This window comes from Pseudonocardia parietis, from assembly GCF_017876315.1.
GTDB classification, from domain to species: Bacteria; Actinomycetota; Actinomycetes; order Mycobacteriales; family Pseudonocardiaceae; genus Pseudonocardia; species Pseudonocardia parietis.
Window position 1 is genome coordinate 207917 of the sequence record NZ_JAGINU010000001.1, and the last position, 20358, is coordinate 228274.

15 protein-coding genes and 1 pseudogene are annotated in these 20358 nt (G+C 73.8%); 3 read left to right on the forward strand and 13 right to left on the reverse strand.

Annotation, left to right across the window (positions count from 1 at the left end; translation table 11 throughout):
- The 6 genes from JOF36_RS01055 to JOF36_RS01080 form a co-directional block, all read right to left on the reverse strand.
- Positions 1 to 1041 (reverse strand): hypothetical protein, encoded by a 1041-nt coding sequence (locus JOF36_RS01055; RefSeq protein WP_210024558.1) that lies wholly within the window; start codon positions 1039 to 1041, stop codon positions 1 to 3.
- Positions 1038 to 2138, reverse strand: coding sequence for a DUF4142 domain-containing protein (locus JOF36_RS01060; RefSeq protein ID WP_210024559.1), 1101 nt, complete (start codon positions 2136 to 2138; stop codon positions 1038 to 1040). The genes JOF36_RS01055 and JOF36_RS01060 overlap by 4 nt, the downstream gene beginning before the upstream one ends.
- Positions 2139 to 2162: 24 nt before the next feature.
- A complete protein-coding gene (locus tag JOF36_RS01065) occupies positions 2163 to 3539 on the reverse strand; it encodes a ferredoxin reductase family protein (RefSeq protein ID WP_210024560.1) in 1377 nt (458 codons plus the stop codon).
- 770 nt (positions 3540 to 4309) lie between these two features.
- Positions 4310 to 5116, reverse strand: coding sequence for a tryptophan synthase subunit alpha (gene trpA / locus JOF36_RS01070; protein WP_210024561.1), 807 nt, complete (start codon positions 5114 to 5116; stop codon positions 4310 to 4312).
- Positions 5116 to 6378 carry a tryptophan synthase subunit beta gene (gene trpB, locus JOF36_RS01075; protein ID WP_210024562.1) on the reverse strand — a complete coding sequence of 421 codons (1263 nt, stop codon included), beginning with the start codon at positions 6376 to 6378 and terminating at the stop codon, positions 5116 to 5118. Before trpB ends, trpA begins: the two co-directional genes overlap by 1 nt.
- 167 nt (positions 6379 to 6545) lie before the next feature.
- Positions 6546 to 7703, reverse strand: coding sequence for a CynX/NimT family MFS transporter (locus JOF36_RS01080; protein WP_245350602.1), 1158 nt, complete (start codon positions 7701 to 7703; stop codon positions 6546 to 6548).
- A 115-nt stretch (positions 7704 to 7818) separates the two neighbouring features.
- Between JOF36_RS01080 and JOF36_RS01085 the strand changes: the two genes are divergently transcribed.
- The 3 genes and pseudogenes from JOF36_RS01085 (at position 7819) to JOF36_RS01095 (ending at position 10606) form a co-directional block, all read left to right on the forward strand.
- Positions 7819 to 8553 carry a FadR/GntR family transcriptional regulator gene (locus tag JOF36_RS01085; protein ID WP_210024564.1) on the forward strand — a complete coding sequence of 245 codons (735 nt, stop codon included), beginning with the start codon at positions 7819 to 7821 and terminating at the stop codon, positions 8551 to 8553.
- 25 nt (positions 8554 to 8578) lie between these two features.
- A pseudogene (locus tag JOF36_RS01090) lies at positions 8579 to 9037 on the forward strand (MscL family protein); the annotation flags it as partial.
- 153 nt (positions 9038 to 9190) lie between these two features.
- Entirely contained in the window at positions 9191 to 10606 is a 1416-nt protein-coding gene (locus JOF36_RS01095) for an APC family permease (RefSeq protein ID WP_210024565.1), read from the forward strand.
- Between the two features lie 12 nt (positions 10607 to 10618).
- On the opposite strand, the gene JOF36_RS01100 is transcribed toward JOF36_RS01095, so the two are convergent.
- From JOF36_RS01100 to JOF36_RS01130, 7 genes are all read right to left on the reverse strand, one after another.
- On the reverse strand, positions 10619 to 11587 hold the full coding sequence (locus JOF36_RS01100) for a TIGR03557 family F420-dependent LLM class oxidoreductase (protein ID WP_210024566.1): 969 nt from the start codon (positions 11585 to 11587) through the stop codon (positions 10619 to 10621).
- A gap of 70 nt (positions 11588 to 11657) precedes the next feature.
- A complete protein-coding gene (locus JOF36_RS01105) occupies positions 11658 to 13193 on the reverse strand; it encodes a carboxyl transferase domain-containing protein (RefSeq protein WP_307862159.1) in 1536 nt (511 codons plus the stop codon).
- Between the two features lie 77 nt (positions 13194 to 13270).
- Positions 13271 to 14374, reverse strand: coding sequence for a barbiturase (bar, locus tag JOF36_RS01110; RefSeq protein ID WP_210024567.1), 1104 nt, complete (start codon positions 14372 to 14374; stop codon positions 13271 to 13273).
- 11 nt (positions 14375 to 14385) lie between these two features.
- A complete protein-coding gene (locus JOF36_RS01115) occupies positions 14386 to 15321 on the reverse strand; it encodes a carbamate kinase (protein ID WP_307862160.1) in 936 nt (311 codons plus the stop codon).
- A gap of 163 nt (positions 15322 to 15484) precedes the next feature.
- Complete coding sequence (locus JOF36_RS01120) at positions 15485 to 16144, reverse strand: NAD(P)H-binding protein (RefSeq protein WP_210024568.1); 660 nt, start codon at positions 16142 to 16144, stop codon at positions 15485 to 15487.
- Between the two features lie 119 nt (positions 16145 to 16263).
- On the reverse strand, positions 16264 to 18222 hold the full coding sequence (locus JOF36_RS01125; RefSeq protein ID WP_210024569.1) for a hydantoinase B/oxoprolinase family protein: 1959 nt from the start codon (positions 18220 to 18222) through the stop codon (positions 16264 to 16266).
- Entirely contained in the window at positions 18219 to 20297 is a 2079-nt protein-coding gene (locus tag JOF36_RS01130; RefSeq protein ID WP_210024570.1) for a hydantoinase/oxoprolinase family protein, read from the reverse strand. The genes JOF36_RS01125 and JOF36_RS01130 overlap by 4 nt, the downstream gene beginning before the upstream one ends.
- Between the last annotated feature and the right edge of the window lie 61 nt (positions 20298 to 20358).

Consider the following 20358-nt stretch of genomic DNA (forward strand, 5'->3'; position numbering starts at 1 on the left):
TCAGCCCACCTCGATCCGGACGGAGTCGACCGCCGGCGTCTGGTTGGCCCGCTGCATCATCGGCGTGCGGTGCGAGCCGTCACCGGCCCACGACGTGCACTGCAGCTCGCCCGCCTGCTCGACTCCGGGGACCTGGATCGTGACGCTGTCCGGGGTGCTGCCCCCGCCGCCGTCCTCGGTGGCCTCGAAGAACAGCGGGTCCGGTGCGGAGTCCGGAGCCTCGTCGGAGTTGGCCAGTGCCCGGCACGCGGTGTGGAAGTGACCGCGCTGCAGGCCCTCACCGTTCAGCAGCGACGACTCGACGTAGTAGCCGCCCTGAGCCGCTCCCAGGAACCGGTCGCGGACCAGGTTGCGGGTGCTGACGGTGATCGAGAAGTCCTGACCGGCGGCGACCTGCTCGGGCGCGTCGGTGATCAGCAGCGAGGGGCTGCGCTCGGCGTCGGCGACCTCGCCGAACGACGTCGACACGCAGCGCGGGGCCTTCTGGAAACCGTCGTGCGGCTGGAGCTCGCTGCCGGTGCAGTCGGAGGCGAGGACGTCGAGTGCCGCCGCGGCGGCCTGGTCCGGGCCGTCGTTGGCGCCGGCGGCGTCGTCCCCACCGGGACCGTCGCCGTCACCGTCGCCACCCTGCGCCGGCGCCTGTGCCGGGTCGTCCTGCGCCGAACCGTCCTGGGCCGGGGCGCCCTGGGCCGGGGCGCCCTGGGCCGGGGCGCCCTGGGCGGGAGCGTCCTGCCCCGAGGCGCCCTGGGCCGCGGCGTCCTGGTCGCCGGTGCCCTCCGCGCCGGAGCCGCCGTCCCCGGCGTCGTCGGCGTCGGGCTGCTGCGCCGCCGCGGACGACGACGAGTGGTCGTGTCCGGCGCCCGCGCCGGTTCCGGTGACCCCGGATCCGGTGCCGGACTCGGCGACGTTCTCCGCGGCCGGGTTCTCCCCGTCCGCGGTCGCTGCTCCGGCGGCGTAGGCGGCCGGGCCCGCTACGAGCAGGCAGGCGACGAAGGTGGCAGCCGCGGTCATCCGGCGGCGGCTGGCGGTGGTTGGTCTCATCGGTGACGGCTCCTCGGTGCGGTCCGCGCGTGGCGCGCGCCGTTGGGTCGGGATGTGGGCCGGTGGTGCCCGGTCGGGGGCTCCGCGGCCTCGCGGCCGGACGGGGGGCCGTCCGGTTCGGGGTCGGGCAGGTGGTCCGGGGTCGTGGTCCCGAACAGGTCCGGTGGCCGGTCGTGGGGTCCGTCCCGGTCGTGCCGATCGAAGGCCGGGCGACGGCTGTCGTCGTCCGGACGCGACGGGGGCGGCGGCGCGTGCGCGAGCTCGTCCCACGGGTCGGGCGGCCCGACCGGCAGCACCGCCCGTGGCGGGGGGCCGGTGTCGTCGCGGGGCCGGCGCGGCCGCGGGATCAGCCCGGTGGCCGCCGGCAGCAGCCCGGGGAGGATCGCGCCGGGACGGCCGCGCCGGTACAGCGTCATCAGCAGGCCGCCCGCAGCGAGCAGCGCCACCCCGACCACGAGGGCCGGGACGATCAGGTCGGACATGCTGCGCGCCGGCGCCGGGTCGGGCGGGGCGGGCAGGGCGGCGTAGTCGACCAGCCCGGTGGACTCCAGGTAGCCGACGTGCCGGGTGACGTAGGTGTCGGCCTCGGCCGCGAACCGGCGCATCAGTTCGTTGCGGGTGCCCACCCGCACATCGGTGATCACGGGCAGGACGGAGCCGTGCGCCGATCGCAGGATCTGCACGAACTGCCGGTCGTAGTCGGTTCCCGACCGCGCGGTCAGGTCGTTCATCCAGCCGATCTGCTGGTCGCTGGGCCGGCTGGGCAGCTGGACACCGAGCTGTTCGGCGGTGGTGCGGACGAGCTCGTCCAGGTCGTGGTGCTCCACCCCGATCTTGCCTGCGACCTCGCGCACGGCCGGTGAGCTGGCCTGCTGCTCGCCCTGCTCCCCGGTCGGGGCCTCCCAGAGCCCGGCGAGGCGGACCTTCTCCAGCAGGTCACGATCGGCGGGGCCGAGCGGCCCCCATCGGGTCTGGGTCCATCCCTGGGCGGCCGCGGTCGGCACGGACGTCCAGGACTGGGCCAGCGCGACGACCACGACCGCGGCGAGCGCAGCGAGGATCGACCAGCGCAGCGGGCCGGGGATCCGGCGGGACATGGCGTATCTCCTCGAGAACGTGGGTCAGACCTGGGCGAACTGCTCGGTGTGCACCCGGTCGTCCGGGACGCCGAGCGCGCCGAGGGTGTCCAGGACGTCGGTGACCAGCTGCGGACGCCCGCAGATGAAGTAGTCGAGCCGGCGGGCCGGCTCCTCCAGGTCGGTCAGGACGGCGGCCAGCAGCGCCGTGTCGATCGGCCCGGTGGCGCCGCCCCAGTTCGGGGCCGGACGCCGCAGCACCTCGGTGACCTGCAGGTCCAGGCAGGTGCGCAGGTGCGCCAGCTCGGCCCGGAACAGCAGGTCGGCGCGGTCGCGGGCGTGCACGACGAGCCGGTACGGGCGCCGGTCGCCCCGGTCGGCGGCGGTGCGGAGCATGCTCATCATCGGCGTGATCCCGACCCCGCCCGCGATCAGCACGAGCCCGGTCGACGGCACGGCGTCCGGGGTGAACGAGCCGTACGGGCCGTCCACCCACACCGGGTCGCCCCGCTGCAGCTCGCGCAGCCGGGAGGCGAAGTCGCCGGTGTGCCGGACGGTGAACTCGACCCGCCCGCCGTCGGCCGCGGACGACGCGATGGTGAACGGGTGCTCCTCCACCGACATCTGCTCCAGCCGCAGCCAGGCGAACTGGCCGGGCCGGAACCACGGTCCGGCGTGCCGGCCGCGCCGGGCCAGCACCAGGGTGGACACGGTCGGGCTCTCCGGGCGCACGACGTGCACCCGGAACTCACCGGCTCCGGCCCGGGCGCCCCAGCGCAGGACGAGCACCGCGATCAGCAGCAGCCCGAGCCCGGTCAGCACCGGACCCATGACGGCGTCGGTGACCAGGTTGTTCAGCCAGAACACGTGCAGCGCGGACGCCCCGACCACCAGCGCGGCCAGGCTCAGGTGCACCCAGCGCCACACCTCGTGGGTGCCGGAGCGCACCCCGCGCACCGCCAGCGCGAGCAGGACCCCGATCGCGACGGTGGCGGCGGTGGCGGCCTGGCCACGCCCGGGCGCGGCGAGCGGGACGAGCAGCCCGACCCGTTCGGGCTGGTCGGCGACCACGAACGCCAGGTGCAACGCCACCAGCGCACCGGCCAGCAGGCCGAGCCGGCGGTGCAGCCCCAGCAGAGTCTCCAGCCCGAGCGCACCGGACAGCCCGCGTACCCGGGACGGGAGCACCGCGACGATCACCATCGCGGACAGCGCCAGCAGCCCGGTCAGCACCGACATCTGGTGCAGCAGCGGCTGCGGACCGGTGCGGAGCATCCAGATCACCGACGGCCCGACCAGGACGGCGACCAGCACCGATCCCCAGACCAGGCGGGCACGGCGGTGCACCAGCCAGGCGTCGGTGGGCGGCGGGTCGTCCCGGCGGACGGGTGCGGTGACCGGATGCGGGGCCGGGCGGCTCACAGGTCGCCGGGCGCGCGCCCGGCGGTGGTCACGGCCTGCAGCCGGCCCGGGTGCGCGGTACGGGACCGGGACGGTCGGATCGGCGCGACGCGGGGTCGCACCGGACGGGGATGCGCGGTGCGCGCTACGGTCACACGGACGTCGGGAGCGCGTCCGGGCAGCACAGGGCCTCGACGGGTCATCGGGTCACTTCCGGTTCGGGGAGCGGCCGGGCGGGGGTTCCCGGCCACCGCCGCGGCTCGAGGGGGAGCGGGCCGCTCGCGGTGCCACGACCATAGGAAGCGCAGCCGAGATCAGGTTGCCTTCCTGAGAGGGGTCACCGCCCTCCGGCGGCGCGAGACGGCCGAACGGCACGTGATCACTCCGGTCGGAGTACATACGTCCGTCCATCCGCGCCGAACACTCTCAGGCACCGACCGCTCACCGCCCGGGGCCGCGACGAGCGCACGCCGAGCCGCCGCCCGGCATCCCGCTAACGGGCGCGCACGCGAAAAGCGGGCGGTGACCCGTAGGCCTGCGGAGCACCCGGGGGCCGTGTGGGCGCGCGCAGCGGTGCGAGGTGCTACGAGGTGAGGCACCGAGCGCGGCGGCCGCAGCCCCGGCGTGGCGCGGCACCCCCGCGAGAGGCCCGCGCACCGGCACTACCCGGTGCGCGGGCCCCTACGGCGTGCGACGTCCCGGGCCACGTGCGAGGCCCCGGGCCGAGGGTGCGACGACGGCACGCGCGTCGGTCACACGTGCGTCGGTCACACGTGCAACGAGCGGGAGAATCAGGCGTTCGCCGAGGTGGCCGACCGGACGCCGTCGGAGAGCTCCTGTGCCAGATCCTGGACCGCGGACGGCCCACCGGCCTCGAGCGCCTGCACGAAGGCCGTGCCGACGATGACGCCGTCGGCGTAGGAGGCCACGTCGGCCGCCTGCTGCGCGGTCCGCACGCCCAGCCCGACGCACACCGGCAGGGTCGCGACCTCGTGGGCCCGGGTGACCAGCTCGCGGGCCTCGGCACCGACCGAGCGGACACCGGTGACGCCCATCAGCGACGCCGCGTAGAGGAACCCACGGCTCGCCTCGGCGGTCAGCTTCATCCGCTCCGGGGTGGTCGTCTGGGCGACCAGGAAGATCCGGTCCAGGTCGTGCTTCGCCGCCGCGGCGAGCCACTCCTCGGCGTCGTCGGGAAGCAGGTCCGGGGTGATCAGACCCGATCCACCGGCCTCCGCGATGTCCGCGGCGAACCGCTCGACGCCGTAGCGGTCGATCAGGTTCCAGTAGGTCATGACGACGGCCGGCGCACCGGCCTCGACGACGGCACGGATCGCGGTGAACGCGTCCCGGGTGCGGGCACCGTTGTCCAGGGCCTGCTGGGTCGCCCGCTGGATGACCGGGCCGTCCATCAGCGGGTCCGAGTACGGGAGCCCGACCTCGACGACGTCCACGCCGCCGGCGACCATCGCGCGCATCGCCTCGACCGAGCCCTCGACGGTCGGGAAGCCGACCGGCAGGTACCCGATCAGGGCCGCGCGGCCTTCCTGCGCACGGACCGCCTCGATCCGCGCCGCGACACCGTGGCCGCTGCCCATCACGCCTCCCCGTCCGTCACCGCGTTGCCCGCGTCGTCGATGAGCTCGAAGTACTTCGCGGCGGTGTCGACGTCCTTGTCGCCGCGGCCGGACAGGTTGACCAGCACGACCGCGCCCTCGCCCAGCCGCCGCCCCTCACGCAGCGCACCGGCCAGCGCGTGCGCGCTCTCGATCGCCGGGATGATGCCCTCGGTGCGGCAGAGCAGCCGGAACGCGTCCATCGCCTCGGCGTCGGTGACCGACTCGTAGCGGGCACGCCGCATGTCGTGCAGCCAGGAGTGCTCCGGGCCGACGCCCGGGTAGTCCAGACCGGCCGAGATCGAGTGCGAGTCGCGGGTCTGGCCGTCCTCGTCCTGCAGGATGAAGCTGCGCGAACCGTGCAGGACGCCGACGTCTCCCCCGCCGATCGACGACGCGTGTCGCGGGGTCCCGATGCCGTCGCCGCCCGCTTCGAAGCCGACCAGCTCGACACCGGAGTCGTCGAGGAAGGCGTGGAAGATGCCCATCGCGTTCGATCCGCCGCCGACGCAGGCGCACACCAGGTCGGGGAGCGCGCCGGTCATGTCCTGGACCTGCTGGCGCGCCTCGACGCCGATGATCCGCTGGAAGTCGCGCACCATCGCCGGGAACGGGTGCGGCCCGGCGACCGAGCCGATCAGGTAGTGCGTGTCGGCCACGTTGGTGACCCAGTCACGCATGGCCTCGTTCATCGCGTCCTTGAGCGTGCGCGTGCCCGAGGTGACGGGGCGGACCTCGGCCCCGAGCATGCGCATCCGGGCGACGTTGAGCGCCTGGCGCCGGGTGTCGACCTCGCCCATGTAGACGACGCAGTCCAGGCCGAGCAGCGCGGCAGCGGTCGCCGATGCGACGCCGTGCTGGCCCGCGCCGGTCTCGGCGATCACCCGGGTCTTGCCCATCCGCTGGGTGAGCAGTGCCTGGCCCAGCACATTGTTGATCTTGTGTGAGCCGGTGTGGTTCAGGTCCTCGCGCTTGAGCAGGATCCGCGCGCCACCCGCGTGCTCGGCGAACCGGGGCGCCTCGGTGACGAGGCTCGGCCGGCCGGAGTAGGTCCGGTGCAGCTCGGCCAGCTCGGCCTGGAAGGCCTCGTCGGTCATGGCTGCGTGGTAGGCCTGCTCCAGCTCGTCCAGCGCGGCGACCAGCGCCTCCGGGACATAGCGGCCGCCGAAGCGGCCGAAGTACGGGCCGGTCTGGTCGACCAGCCGCGCCGAGCCCCCGGCCGGGGGGAGGGCGGTGTCGGTCACGAGTACTCCCTGACGGATCTGCGGGAACCCTCGATCGCCGGCGGAGCGTGTCGCTGACGGACGCCGGCTCGGTCGGGTGCGTCTCGACGGTACACCGCGCCCACCACCGCCTCTGCCCCGCACGGGCGTCCGTCGCGGCACCCCGGCGCGGTGCTCCGGCACCGGCGTCAGACGAAGCGCGGGCGCCCGACGATCCAGCCGACGACCATCTCCACGACGATCACCCCGCCCAGCAGGACCAGCGAGGGCGTCCAGCTGCCGGTGACCCCGTGCAGCATGCCGAACAGGAAGGGACCGGCGGCACCGATCAGGTAGCCGACGCCCTGCGCCATGGCGGACAGGTCGGTCGTCTCGGACGCCGCCCGGGTCCGCAGGGCGATCACGCCCAGCGCCAGCGGGAAGACCCCCATCCCGATGCCGAGCATCACCGACCACAGCCACGGCGCGGCGGCGGGAGCGACGGCGAGACCGATGACCGCGGCCAGCGAGAAGGCGGCGAGCCCGACGATCCAGCCGGACTGCGAGTTGCGGTTCAGCGCGATCGGCGGGATGACGAAGCTCAGCGGGATCCCGATCAGGTTGATCAGCGCGAGCATCAGGCCCGCGTCGGTCCGGGAGATCCCCTCCGAGACGAACAGCTCGGACAGCCAGCCCATCGCGACGTAGGCCACGCACGCCTGCAGCCCGAAGAACGCGGTGACCGCCCAGGCCAGCGGCCTGCGCAGCATCGAACGGGGCGGCCCGGAGGTGGCGGGCGCGGGCACGTCCGCCGCCGAGCCGTGCCGGGCCCCGAACATCCAGACCACCAGTGCCGCCGCGGACAGCAGGGCCCAGGCCCCGACCGCACCGCGCCAGCTGTCGAGCAGCGGCACCAGCGGTGGGGTGAGGCCCGCCCCGATGCCGCCGCCCGCGGCGAGCGCCGCGGTGTAGATGCCGGTCACCCGGCCGACCGCGTGCGGGAACGACTCCTTGACCACGACCGGGATGAGCACGTTCCCGATCGCGATGCCGGCCGTCGCGATGAAGGTCCCGCCGAGCACCACCCAGGGCCCGTCGATGATCCGCAGGACCAGGCCCGCGGTGAGCACCGCGAGGGCGCCGCCGATCGCGCGGGCCATGCCGACGCGCCGGCCCAGCCACGGGGCGGCGATCGCAGCCAGCCCGAAACAGATCGTCGGGACCGCGGTGAGCACGCTGGTCCAGGCGGCGGACGCACCGAGGGCATCGCGCACGTCCCCGAGCACCGAGGCCATGCTGGTGACCGCGGGACGCAGGTTCGCCGCGGCGAGCGCGACGCCGACGACGAGCAGTGGGGTGCTGAGCAACGCGGCATGTCTCGACCGATCGCCGACGGCTTCCCCGGCGCGCGCCCTCTGCTCAGCAATGCTCACGAAACAGTATTGTTACAGACGTAGGATGTTCGGATGGAAGGATGACCCGGTGCCTCTTGTCACAGCACGTCGCGGCAGCCTGGTCGACCAGGTCATCGACCAGCTGCGGACCGCGATCTCCACCGGCGAGTGGCCGGTCGGCGGGCGCATCCCGCCGGAGTCCGAGCTGGCGTCGTCGCTCGAGGTCGGCCGTAACACCGTCCGTGAGGCGGTCCGGGCGCTCGCGCACGGCGGGCTGCTCGAGGTGCGGCAGGGCGACGGCACCTACGTGCGGGCGACGACCGAGCTGTCCGGTGCGCTGCGCACGCTGTGCGGGGCGGAGCTGCGCGAGGTGCTGGAGGTACGCCGGACCCTCGAGGTCGAGGCGGCCCGGCTGGCCGCCGCCCGCCGCACCACCGACGACCTGACCGTCCTGCGCGCGGCACTCGCCGAGCGCGACGTCGCCATCGAGGCCGTCGCCGCGAGCACCCGCCGCGGCGACGAGCCGGGCCCGGCCGAGCTGGAACGCGCCGCCCGGGCCGACACCGACTTCCACCTCGCCGTCGTCCACTGCTCGGGCAACGGGCTGCTCGCCGCGCTCTACCGGGGCGTGGTCGAGGCGGTCGCCGGCAGTGTCGCGGCGACGATGCCCGGCACCGTCGGCACCGACGACGACGTCTCGCACACCGGCATCGTCGACGCCATCACCGACGGCGACGTCGAGCGGGCCGCCCGGGAGGCCGGTGACTTCCTGGACCGGTTGATCGCCGAGCGCCGGGTCGGACAGGGCCCCGCCGACGGGTGATCCCGGCGAGCGCGCGGCAGCTGTCGTCATCGGCGCCGCGTTCACCGCCGTGGTCACCACGTTCACGAAGTCGTTCCTCGAGCCGCTGCTCCGGCTGTTCTCCGGTGGTGAGAACGCCGTCCCGCCGGGCACGATCCCGCTCACCGACGAGGTCCAGCTCGACTACGCGGCGTTCCTCAACGCGATCATCCAGTTCATGATCACGGCCGCGGTCATCTACTTCCTGGTCGTCTTCCCGATGAAGTGGCTGCAGGAGCGGCGCAAGCGGGGCCAGGAGGAGGAGACCCCGGTGACCGACAGCGAGCTGTTGAAGCAGATCCGGGACCTGCTCCAGGAGCAGGCCGAGAACCAGCGCGACCGGACCACCGTCCTGAGCCGGCAGGAACCGGCCCGGCAGGAACCTGCGCAGTCCCGGCCGATGGCGTCGGTCACGGGTCACGGGTCCTATCCGGACACCGCGCGCGGCCCCCGCCACCGCGGCTGATCACCCGGGTGGTGCCGCGGCACCCCGGTCGCCGATCGTGCCGGTCCGCGGGCAGCCGGGGCGTGGCCGATGCGTCTCGACACCGCGCCCGGGGACGACCAGGCTGTCCGGGTCGCGGCGCGTGCCGGGTGCGCCGCAGGAGGGGGTACGCGGATGGCTGAGGCCGCCACCACGTCGGCCGGGGAGAACGGGCCCGCTCTGAAGCGGGTGATGGGCCCCGGGCTGCTGTTGCTGTTCATCGTCGGCGACATCCTCGGCACCGGGATCTACGCCCTGGTCGGCCAGGTGGCCGAGGAGGTCGGCGGGGCGGCGTGGCTGCCGTTCCTGGTCGCCTTCGCGGTCGCGATGGTCACCGCGTTCTCCTACCTGGAGCTGGTCACCAAGTACCCGGCCGCCGCCGGCGCCGCGCTCTACGCGCACAAGGCCTTCGGCATCCACTTCCTCACGTTCATGGTCACCTTCGTGGTGATGTCCTCCGGGATCACCTCGGCGTCGACGGCGTCGCGGGCGTTCGCGGCGAACCTGGACGAGGGCTTCGGCCTCGACCTGGGCAACGGCGGGATCCTGCTGATCGCGCTGGGCTTCATGGTGCTGGTGGCCGCGGTCAACTTCCGCGGCGTCGGCGAGAGCGTCGCGGTCAACGTGGTGCTCACGATGGTCGAGCTCGCCGGCCTGCTGCTGGTGATCCTGGTCGGCGTGTACGCCATCGCCGGGGGCAACGCCGACTGGTCCCGGGTGGTCGCTTTCGACACCCCCGAGGACAAGAGCGTGTTCCTGGCGGTCACCTCGGCGACCTCGCTCGCGTTCTTCGCGATGGTCGGCTTCGAGGACTCGGTGAACATGGCCGAGGAGTGCCGCGAGCCGCGCCGGATCTTCCCGAAGATCATGCTCACCGGCCTGACGATCACCGGGATCATCTACGTGCTGGTCGCGATCTGCGCCGTCGCACTCGTCCCGGTGGGCCCGCTGGCCGCCAGCGAGACCCCGCTGGTCGAGGTCGTCCGGGCCGGCGCGCCGAACATTCCGGCGGACGCGGTGCTGCCCTTCATCTCGATGTTCGCGGTCGCCAACTCGGCACTGATCAACATGCTGATGGCCTCGCGGCTGCTCTACGGCATGGCCAACCAGGCCGTGCTGCCGAAGCCGCTGGCCCGGGTGCACCCGTTCCGCCGCACCCCGTGGGTCGCGATCCTGGTCACCACGCTGATCTCGTTCGGACTGATCAGCTACGTGTCGCTGGACTCCGAGTCCGACGTGGTCTCCGCGCTCGGCGGGACGACATCGCTGCTGCTGCTCTCGGTGTTCGCCATCGTCAACGTCGCGGTGCTGGTACTGCGGCGCGACCGGGTCGACGCCGACCACTTCCGGGCCCCGCCCGGGCTGCCGATCATCGGTGCACTCACCAGCGCGTACCTGGTGCTGCCGCTCTCCGGGCGGGACGCGATCGAGTACGAGCTGGCCGGCCTGCTCCTCCTGCTCGGCCTGGTCCTCTACGGGATCACGATCCTGCTCAACCGCAGGCTCGGCGTGCGCCCTGCACCCCTGGACCCCTCGAAGATGGACGGCTGACGGCTCGCTCGGTCAGGCAGCCGGCTCGAGCGCTCGGACCCGCTCGGCCAGCTCCTTCTCGTAGAAGCCGAAGAAGCCCTCCGGGTCGGGGCCCGCGTTGATCAGGGCGAGGCGGTCGTAGCCGGCGTCGACGAAGCCCTGTGCGACGGCGAGATGCCGCTCGACGTCCGGCCCGGCGCCGAAGACGTCGCGCATGTCCTCGGTGCGCACGAACTGCGTGGCGGCCTCGAAGTTCCGCACGTTCGGCAGCTCGGACTGCACCTTCCAGCCGGTCGGGCCGAACCGGAACCTCTCGTGCGCGCTCGCCAGCGCCGCGTCCTCGGTGGGCGCCCAGGCCAGCGGCACCTCGGCATACCGGGCCCCGGTGCCGCCCGCCGCGAGGTAGGCCCCGAGCAGATCAGTGCGCGGCTCGGTGACGAACAGGGCGTCGCCCAGCTCGGCGGCGATCCGCGCGGCCCGCGGCCCGCCCGCGGCGACGGCGATCTCCGGCAGCGGGTCCGGCAGGTCGAACACCTGGGCGTCCTCGATGGACAGATACCTGCCGCGGTAGGTGCGGTACCCGCCGGTCCACAGCAGCCGGATGATCTCCAGCGCCTCGCGGAGCATCTCCTGCCGCACGCCGATCACCGGCCACTCGGCGCCGGTGACGTGTTCGGAGAGCCGTTCCCCGGAGCCGACGCCCAGGGTGAACCGGCCGTCGGCGAGCAGCGCCGTGGTCGCGGCGGCCTGCGCGATGATCGCCGGGTGGTACCGGATCGTCGGGCAGGTCACGCCGGTGGCGAGGTGGATCCGCTCGGTGCGCGCGGCGATCGCGGCGAGGATCGACCAGGCGAAACCGGAGTGTCCGTGGTTCTCGAGCCACGGGTGGTAGTGGTCGGAGATCTCGACGAAGTCGAAGCCGGCCTCCTCGGCGCGGACGGCCTGGCGGACCATCTCCTGCGGGGTGAAGGCCTCGGCGAAGAGCTTGTAGCCGATCTGCACGCGCGGCTCCTTCCGTGGGTTGCCGGCCAGGTACCCGGCGACCGCCCACGTCACTCCTGCCGGCGGATCCTCAGTCCCGCCGGCGCCGCCCCAGGCGTCGCGTCCCGCCGGTCGCGGCCGCGAGCGGGAGCTCCTCGGCGAGCGCCGCGGCGACCCGGGCGGCGAACGCGTCCGGCTCGTCGGCGGCGTCCGGGCACTCCTCGACGATCCGGTCGACGACGCCGTGGGCGGCCAGGTCGGCACTGCGTACCCGCTGGTCGGCGACGACCTCGGCGGCGCGTTCCGCGGTGCCGTGCACGATCGCGCTCGCGCCCTCCGGGGGCAGCGGGGTCAGCCAGGCGTTCCGCGCCGCGAGCACCCGGTCGGCCGGCAGCAGCGCCAGCGCGGCACCTCCGCCACCCTGCCCGAGCAGCACCGACACCACCGGAACCGGCAGGTCGGCCAGCTCCGCCAGGCAGCGGGCGATCTCCCCGGCCAGGCCGCCCTCCTCGGCGGCCGGGCTCAGCTCCGCTCCGGCGGTGTCGATCACCGTGACCAGGGGGAGGCGCAGCTCGCGGGCCAGCGCCGCGGCGCGGCGGACGACCCGCAGGTCCGCCGGTCCCGGCGCGCGACCGGCGCTCCGGTCCTGCCCGGCGAGCACGCACGCGGACGCCCCGAACCGGGCCAGGCACAGCACGGTCGCGGCCGCCGTCTCCCCCGCGCCGGTGCCGCGCAGTTCCACGGTGTCCTCGACCGCGGCGAGCAGGGCGCGGACGCCCGGCCGGTCGGTGCGCCGGGTCGCGGTGATCGACGTCCACGCGTCGGGGGTCCGATCACGTGGGAGGCCCCGGCGTTCCGCGGAACGCACCGAGGCCGGTCCGGGCGGTGCCGAGCTCGGGCCGCTGCGGATCAGCGCAAGGATCCGCCGCAGCACCGGCGCCAGCTCGTCCGCCGTGAGCACGGCGTCGACCAGGCCGCGCTCGTGCAGGTGCTCGCCGGTCTGCACCCCGGGCGGGAACGGCGCGCCGTGGAGCTCCCGGTACACCCGCGGCCCCAGGAACCCGACGAGCGCACCGGGCTCCGCGAACGTCAGCGACCCGAGCGACCCCCAGGACGCGAAGGCGCCCCCGGTCGTCGGATGCCGCAGGTGCACGACGACCGGCAACCCCGCCCGCCGGTGCGCGGCGACCCGGTCCGCGATCTCGATCATCGCGAGAAACGCGGCCGTCCCCTCCTGCATCCGGGTCCCGCCCGAGGCGGGGGCGAGCAGCAGCGGGAGCCGGGCCGCGGTGGCCCGCTCCACGGCCGTCACGATCCGGGCGGCCGCGACGGTGCCGACCGACCCGGCGAGGAAGCCGAACTCGCTGCACACCACCGCGAGCCGCTCCCCGCCCGCGCTCCCCTCGCCGGTGACCACCGACTCGTCGGTACCGGCGTCCGCCCGGGCGCGGATCAGCTCGGCCCGGTAACCGGCATCGGCTCCGACGGGTGGAGCGGCGGGCGTGGTCCAGGCGCGGAACGAGCCCGGGTCGAGCACGGCGTCGAGGTAGGCCGTCGAACCGGGGCGGACGCAGTCGGTCACCGCGCCACCCTCCCCCGAGGTGCGCGGCGGACGGATCTGGGGCACGGGCGCTCCTCGGTCCGGTCGGCGGTGACGCGCCCGGCCGGCCCCGCGGTCACGGAACCGGCCGGAGGCGGGAACGGTCAGCCCAGGTCGACGATCGCGGCGACCGGGCCGCCGCCCTCCGGGCCCTGGTGCGCGGCGGACACCGACACGAACACCGCCGGGTCCCCGGTGACGGCCGCGGTGACCCCGCCGACGCAGGCCTTGATCTGGCGGTGCCAGTGCACGTCGGAGTCGTCGAGCATGGCGTTGCGCCGCCCGCGGACGGTGCCGTCCAGCGACGCCTCGCACTTGAGGAACACGTTGACCAGCCGGTCACCGAGGTCGGAGGTGCGCGGGCGCTCCGGCAGGTCGAGCCCGGCGTCGCGGATCGCGTTCCAGATGCCGTCGGCGTCGAGGGCGTCGTTCATCACCGAGTGCCCGACCCGGTAGCGACCGCCGACCCCGCGGGCGTTGCCGACGACGACGACCTGCGCCCGGTCCAGCTCCACACCGGACGAGCAGGACGCCACCGCGGAGTACAGGTCGCGGGAGTGCATGACGTCGTCGTCGGTCGGCATCTCGATCTCACCGAGGGCGACGGCGACACCGAGCGCGGTGCAGCCGTTCGACAGGTCCATCGACTCGTGAGTCTGCTCGGTCCACACCGTCGCGCCGCGGGACTTGGCGTCGCGGATGGTGTGGATGGTCAGCAGCGGGGTCTTGGTCTGGACGTAGTGGACGTCGGCCGGGTCGGTGATGCCGGCGCGCTTCATCGCCGCGTGCACGGCGTCGGCCACCTTGGTGATCATCGGGGTGCGGCCGATGTCCTCCGGGGCGAGCTGCTCGCTCATCGCGAAGCCGACGGTGAGACGCGGCTCGTCGGACGGCGTGGCCTCCTCCGGCGGGACGGTCGCGAAGATCGTCGCGTGCGGGCTGATCACGCCGTCGGTGCCGCCGGACCAGACGATCGGGACGTCGCGGACCTGCGTGGCCGGTGCACCCTTCTCGATGAGCACCTCGCGGAAGGCACGGTCGGCGATGATCCGGGTGTAGTCGTTGACCCCGCCGTTGCCCTCGGTCTTGCCGATGATCGCGACGACCCGCTCGGCCCGCAGGTCACCGGAGTCGATCAGTTTCGCGAGCTCGCTCGCGTCGGCGACGGAGTGGATCGGGACCTTGCGTACCTCGATGGCGTCGGGCATGACGACTCCTCTCAGGACGGGACGACGACGGTTCCGGAGTCGCCGGTGAGCGACTCCGCCAGGTGTTCCAGATCGGTGATGACGGCCCGGGTACCGCCGTGCTCGACGAACCGGCAGGCGGCGTCGACCTTGGGGCCCATGGAGCCCCCGGCGAAGTGCCCCTCGGCGGCGTGGGCGCGCATCTTCTCGACCGGCACCACGCCCAGCGGCTCGGCCGACGGGGTGCCGAAACGCAGCACCGCCTGCGGCACGTCGGTGCCGATGACCAGCACGTCGGCGTGCACGGTGCGGGCCAGCTGCGCGGCGCCGAGGTCCTTGTCGATGACCGCCTCGACGCCGTGCAGTGACCCGTCACCGGCCCGCACCACCGGGATCCCGCCGCCACCCCCCGCGACGACGACGAACCCGGCATCGACGAGTGCCCGGATCGCGGCCCCGTCGACGATCTCGCGTGGCTCCGGCGAGGCGACGACCCGGCGCCACCCGCGCTCGCCGCGGTCCTCCCAGTGCTGGCCGTGCCCGGCGAGGACCGCGGCCTCGTCGGCGGGCAGGTAGCGGCCGATCGGCTTGGTCGGCCGGCTGAAACCGGGATCGTCGGCGGCGACGACGGTGCGGGTGACGACGGCGGCGGTGCGCCGGTCGATCCCGCGGGTGGCCAGCGCCGCGTCGAGCGCGGTGGTGAGGACGAAGCCGAGCGTCCCCTGGGTCTGCGCGCCGCACCAGTCCAGCGGGACGGGCGGGACCACCGAGGCGGCCAGCTCGTTCTTCACCAGCAGGTTGCCGACCTGCGGGCCGTTGCCGTGGGTGATCACCACATCGACCTCGCGGGCCAGCAGCCCGGCGACGGCGGCGGCCGCGACCCGGGCCGCGGCCACCTGGTCCTCGGGCCGGGCGCGACCGTCGGCGGCGGTCATCGCGTTGCCGCCCAGCGCCAGCAGAACCCTCACGCCGACGAACCTAGGTTCGTGGTGCGACCTGGATCACCGTCTGCTGAGACGGAAAGCGGACCGGATCGATGGCAGTTGTTGCCGAATCTGCGGCAGCACGCGGGCGCGTGCCGGAAAGGGTGCGTCACAGCAGTGCCGTCCTTGTCGTGGGAGGACGCCGTGCTCAGCGGTCGAGCAGGGCGGTGAGCGTGCGGGTGCCGACGGGCAGGCCGTGCCGGTCGTAGTAGGCGAACATCGCGTCGAGCCACTCGCCGAGCCCGGAGGGCCCGGGGACCCGCTCGGCGGTGACACCGGCCTCGGCGGCGAGCTCGGCGACGGTGGCGGTGCGGGACGCGAGCTCGTAGGTCGCGCCGGCGTGCCCGGGTTCGAGCAGCACGGTGGCGGCGGCCGCGGCGACGTCGGCCAGGTCGGCGAAACCGAAGACGGCGTCGACGTCGTAGGGCACCCGGACCGGACCGGTGACGTCGACGTTCTGCAGGTAGGCGCCCGGCTGCAGGATCGTCCAGTGAAGACCGGACCGGCGCACGAGATCCTCGGCCCGGGCCTTGCCCAGGTGGTGCGGCATGTCCGGGGCGTACGGCGAGGCCACCGAGTGGTAGACGACCCGCCCGACGCCCGCGGCCCGCAGCTCGTCGAGCAGTCCGGCGATCAGTGCGGGCTCGTCCGGATGCATGTTCGGGGCGATCAGGTACGCGGCGTCGCACCCGGCCGCGGCTGCCCGGACCCGGTCGCCGCGCCCCAACGGGACGGCCGTGGCACCGCGCTCGTGCAGCGCCGCCGCGACCGCCTGCCCCGTCTTCCCGTTACCTCCCGGGATCGCCACCCGCAGCACCGCACCCACCCCTCTCACTTCCGATCGCGTGCCCCACCGAAAGACACCCAGATGCTCCGCCAGGAACCCTCACGTGCCACTCGGCGCCCATCGGGCGTGCGTCGCGCAGCTCAGAGCCGGTCTACGTCGGCGTGGGGGGCGCCGGCGGCCAGGGCCGCGTAGCCGGGGCCTCGGTCGAAGAAGGCGTCGTCGGCCTTGGACCAGGCGGAGCGGCCGGCGCGCTCGGTGATGGTGGCGGCGGGGTCGTGGGCCAGGGTGTCGTCGTCGAGCGTGCCGGTGAGCACGACGCCGTAGTCGGCGAAGGCGGCCTCGGGCGACACCTTGCGCCACACGACGTCCTGCACGACCGCTTCCGGCTCGCGGGCGAGCGGGTCGCCCCAGCCGCCACCCCCGGTGGTGCGGATCCGGATCACCTCACCCGCGGCGACCGGCTCGGCGTCGGCCAGCGCGTCGACCTCGCGCTCGTTCGGCCCGTCCGGGTCGATGACGACCTGGAACGGGTGCCCGGCCTTGCCGCCCCTCACGCCCCAGCAGGCCAGGATCGACCGGTCCGCGATGGACATGAAGTGCGCGTTCTTGAGCATCCGGATGTGCTTCTCGTAGCCGAGACCGCCACGGAACTCGCCCGGGCCGCCGGAGTCGACGGCCAGCGACAGCGACTCCACCAGGAACGGGAAGCGGGCCTCGGTGAACTCGGTCGGCAGGTTCCGCGAGTCCGGGACGACGTGGATGGTGTCCTCGCCGTCGGCGTAGTACCGGCCGCCGGATCCGCCACCGAGCACCTCGCGCATGAGGTAGGGGCGGCCCTCGAGGTCCTCGCCGTAGACGCCGGTGTAGCGGATCGTCTCCTGGTCGGCGGGCATCTGCCCGTCGACCGCCTTGGCGACGACGCCGGCGAGCACGCCGAGCAGCCGCAGGATGACGAACGTGCGGGCGTTGGTCGGCGCCGGGAAGACCGGGGTCAGCAACGTGCCGGGGGGCGGGAACCGCATCTCGATCAGCGGGACGATGCCCTCGTTGACGTCGAGCTCGGCCATCCGCTCCGGGGAGTCGGCGAGGTTGCGCAGGATCGGCGCGAGCCACTTCTTGAGGAAGACGCCGTCGGAGTAGTCACCGCAGTGGTTGATCGGCCCCTTGGCCTGCGGCGACGTCCCGGCGAAGTCGAGGATCAGCCGCTCGCCGTCCGGGTCGTCGGGGCCGGTGCGGGTCAGCGTGATCCGCTGGGTGTGCAGCTTCGGCTCGTCGACGCCGTCGTGCTCGGCGTAGTCCTCCCAGGTCCAGGTGCCGACCGGGATCCGGCCGAGGATCTCCCGGCGGTAGGTCTCGGTGGTGCGGGAGATGATCGCGTCGAAGCAGGACTCGACGGTCTCGACGCCATAGCGGTCGAACAGCTCCCCGAGCCGGCGTGCGCCCATCAGGCAGGCCGAGCACTCTGCGTCGAGGTCCGCAGACAGCGACTCGGGCATCCGCGAGTTCCGGGTCATGATCGCCAGGGCGGCCCGGTTGGGGACACCGGCATCCCACAGCCGGATCGGCGGGACCATCAGCCCCTCGGAGAACACGCTGGTCGCGTTGGACGGCATCGAGCCGGGGACAGCACCACCGATGTCGTCGTGGTGCCCGAACGCCTGGACGAACGCGACCACCCGGCGGTCGTCGGCGGGCCCGGCGAAGACCGGGACGGTCACGCACAGGTCGGGCAGGTGCCCGATGCCGCCCTCGGAGCGGTAGACGTCGTTGTGGAAGAAGACGTCGCCCTCGCGCATCTCCTCGATCGGGAACTCGCGGGCGATCGGGTGCACCAGCGCCGAGTAGGAGCGGCCGGTGAGCTTGCGCAGCCTGCGGTCGTGGATGCCGGCGCGGAAGTCGTGCGCGTCGCGGATCATCGGGCTGCGGCTGGTGCGGGCGATGGCGGTCTCGACCTCCATCTCCACGCTGGCCAGCGAGCCCTGCACGATCTCGACGAGGACGGGGTCGGCGCTCGCGCCGGCGTCACCGGTGAGCGGGCCGAACGGGAACTGGGTGGGAGCCCGGCGGGAGCCGGTGTCCGGGACGACGACGGCGGTCACTGCGAAACCTTCCGGGTCACGATGATGTTCAGGTGCTCGTCGATGCGGGCGGTGAAGCCGGGGTGCAGCGGCGAGGTGGAGCCGAACTCCTCGACGATCGCCGGCCCGTCGACGACCGCGCCGGGCACCAGGTCGGAACGCCGGTAGACGGGGGTGTCGACGAAGCCGTCGGCGGCGTCGAAGCACACCGGCCGCCGGGACACCTCGGTGGCGACCGGGTCGGCGACGAGGTCGTGGCGCGGGATCTCGGGGCGGCGGATCGGCCCGATCCCGGAGACGCGCAGGTTCACCCACTCGACCTGCTGGTCGGGGTCACCGGCGAAGTCGTAGCCGTACAGCGTGCGGTGTGCGGCGTGGAACGCCTCCGCGACAGTGTCCAACGTGGACGCGGTCACCGGCCCGTCCGGCACCGGGACCCGCACCTCGAAGGCCTGCCCGAAGTAGCGCAGGTCCGCGGTCCGGACGAAGCCGTGCTGCTCGGGGGCGAACCCCTCCCGGTTCAGCGCCGCGGTGGCCTGCCCGGTGAGGTCGCCGACGATCCGGGTGACGTCGGCCGGGTCGAGGGTGTCGGCCAGCGCGACGTGGGTCTGCACGTAGTCGTTCTTGACGTCGACGGTGAGCAGCCCGAACGCGGAGACGTTGCCGGGGTTCGGCGGGACCAGCACGGTCGGGACGCCGAGCACGTCGACCAGCCGGCACAGCAGCAGCGACCCGGACCCGCCGAACGTGGTGAGCGCGAAGTCGCGGACGTCGAGGCCGCGCTTCACGGTGACCTGGCGCAGCGCGTTGGCCTGGTTCCAGGCGGAGATCTCCAGGATCCCGGTGGCGCACGCCTCCGGGCTCAGCTCGAGCTCCTTGGCGAGGGTCTCGATACCGGCGCGGGCGGCGTCGACGTCGAGCGGGATCTCGCCGCCGAGCAGGTGCGGCGGGATCCGGCCGAGGAACACGTGCGCGTCGGTGATGGTCACCTCGGTGCCGCCCCGGCCGTAGCAGAGCGGTCCCGGGTCGGCGCCCGCCGAGTGCGGGCCGACCTTCAGGGTGCCCTCCGGCGAGATCCACGCGATGGAGCCGCCACCCGCGCCGACCGTGACGACGTCGATCATCGGGATCTTGGACGGGAACCGGCCGACCGTGCCCTCGGTGGTCAGCGTCGGCTCGCCGTCGATCACCACCGAGACGTCGGTGGAGGTGCCGCCGCCGTCGGAGGTCAGGACCTTGTCGAAGCCGGCCTCCTTCGCGATCAGCGCGGCGCCGAGCGCGCCGGCCGCCGGTCCGGACAGGACGGTGGTGATCGGCTGGTGGACGACCTCGTCGGCGGAGAGCACGCCGCCGTTGGACTTCATGACGTAGAACGGGATCTCGCGGTCGTCGTACTCGGCGAGCCGGTTCTTGATGTTGCCGACGTACGCCGAGAGCCGCGGCTTCACCGCGGCGTCCACCAGCACCGTCGTGGCTCGCTCGAACTCGCGGTACTCCCGCAGCACCTCGCTGGACAGCGACACGACGGCCTCGGGGTGCTCCTCGGTGAGGATCTCCCGCATCCGCTGCTCGTGCGAGGGCTCGGCGTAGGCGTGCAGGAAGCAGACGCCGAGGGTGTTCACGCCGTGGTCGCGGAACCAGCGGGCGGCCGCCCGCGCGCCCGCCTCGTCGAACGGGCGGACCTGCGCGCCGGTGTGGTCCAGCCGGCCCTCGACGCCCTTCACCAGGTGCCGCGGCACGATCCGGCTCGGCTTGACCCAGAAGTAGGAGTTGCCGTAGCCGTCCGGCACCGACTGGCGGGCGATCTCCAGCATCGCCTCGTAGCCGGCCGTGGTGATGAAGCCGAGCCGGTCGACCTTGCCCTCGAGGAGCTGGTTGGTCGCGACCGTGGTGCCGTGGCTGACGGCCTCGATCGCGGAGCCGTCCGCACCCAACAGGCCCAGGACCTTGTCGATCCCGGCCAGGAACCCGTCGGCCGGGTTGGCGGGGGTGGACGGCGTCTTGGTGGTGACGAGCTCGCCCGCCTCCTCGTCGAAGGCGACGACGTCGGTGAACGTCCCACCGGTGTCGATGCCGATCCGGATGCGCCGGGTCATGCCTGGTCCTCCTGCTGCCGGGGCGTGGCCCTGCTTGGGCACGGCTCGATTCAACCCGCGC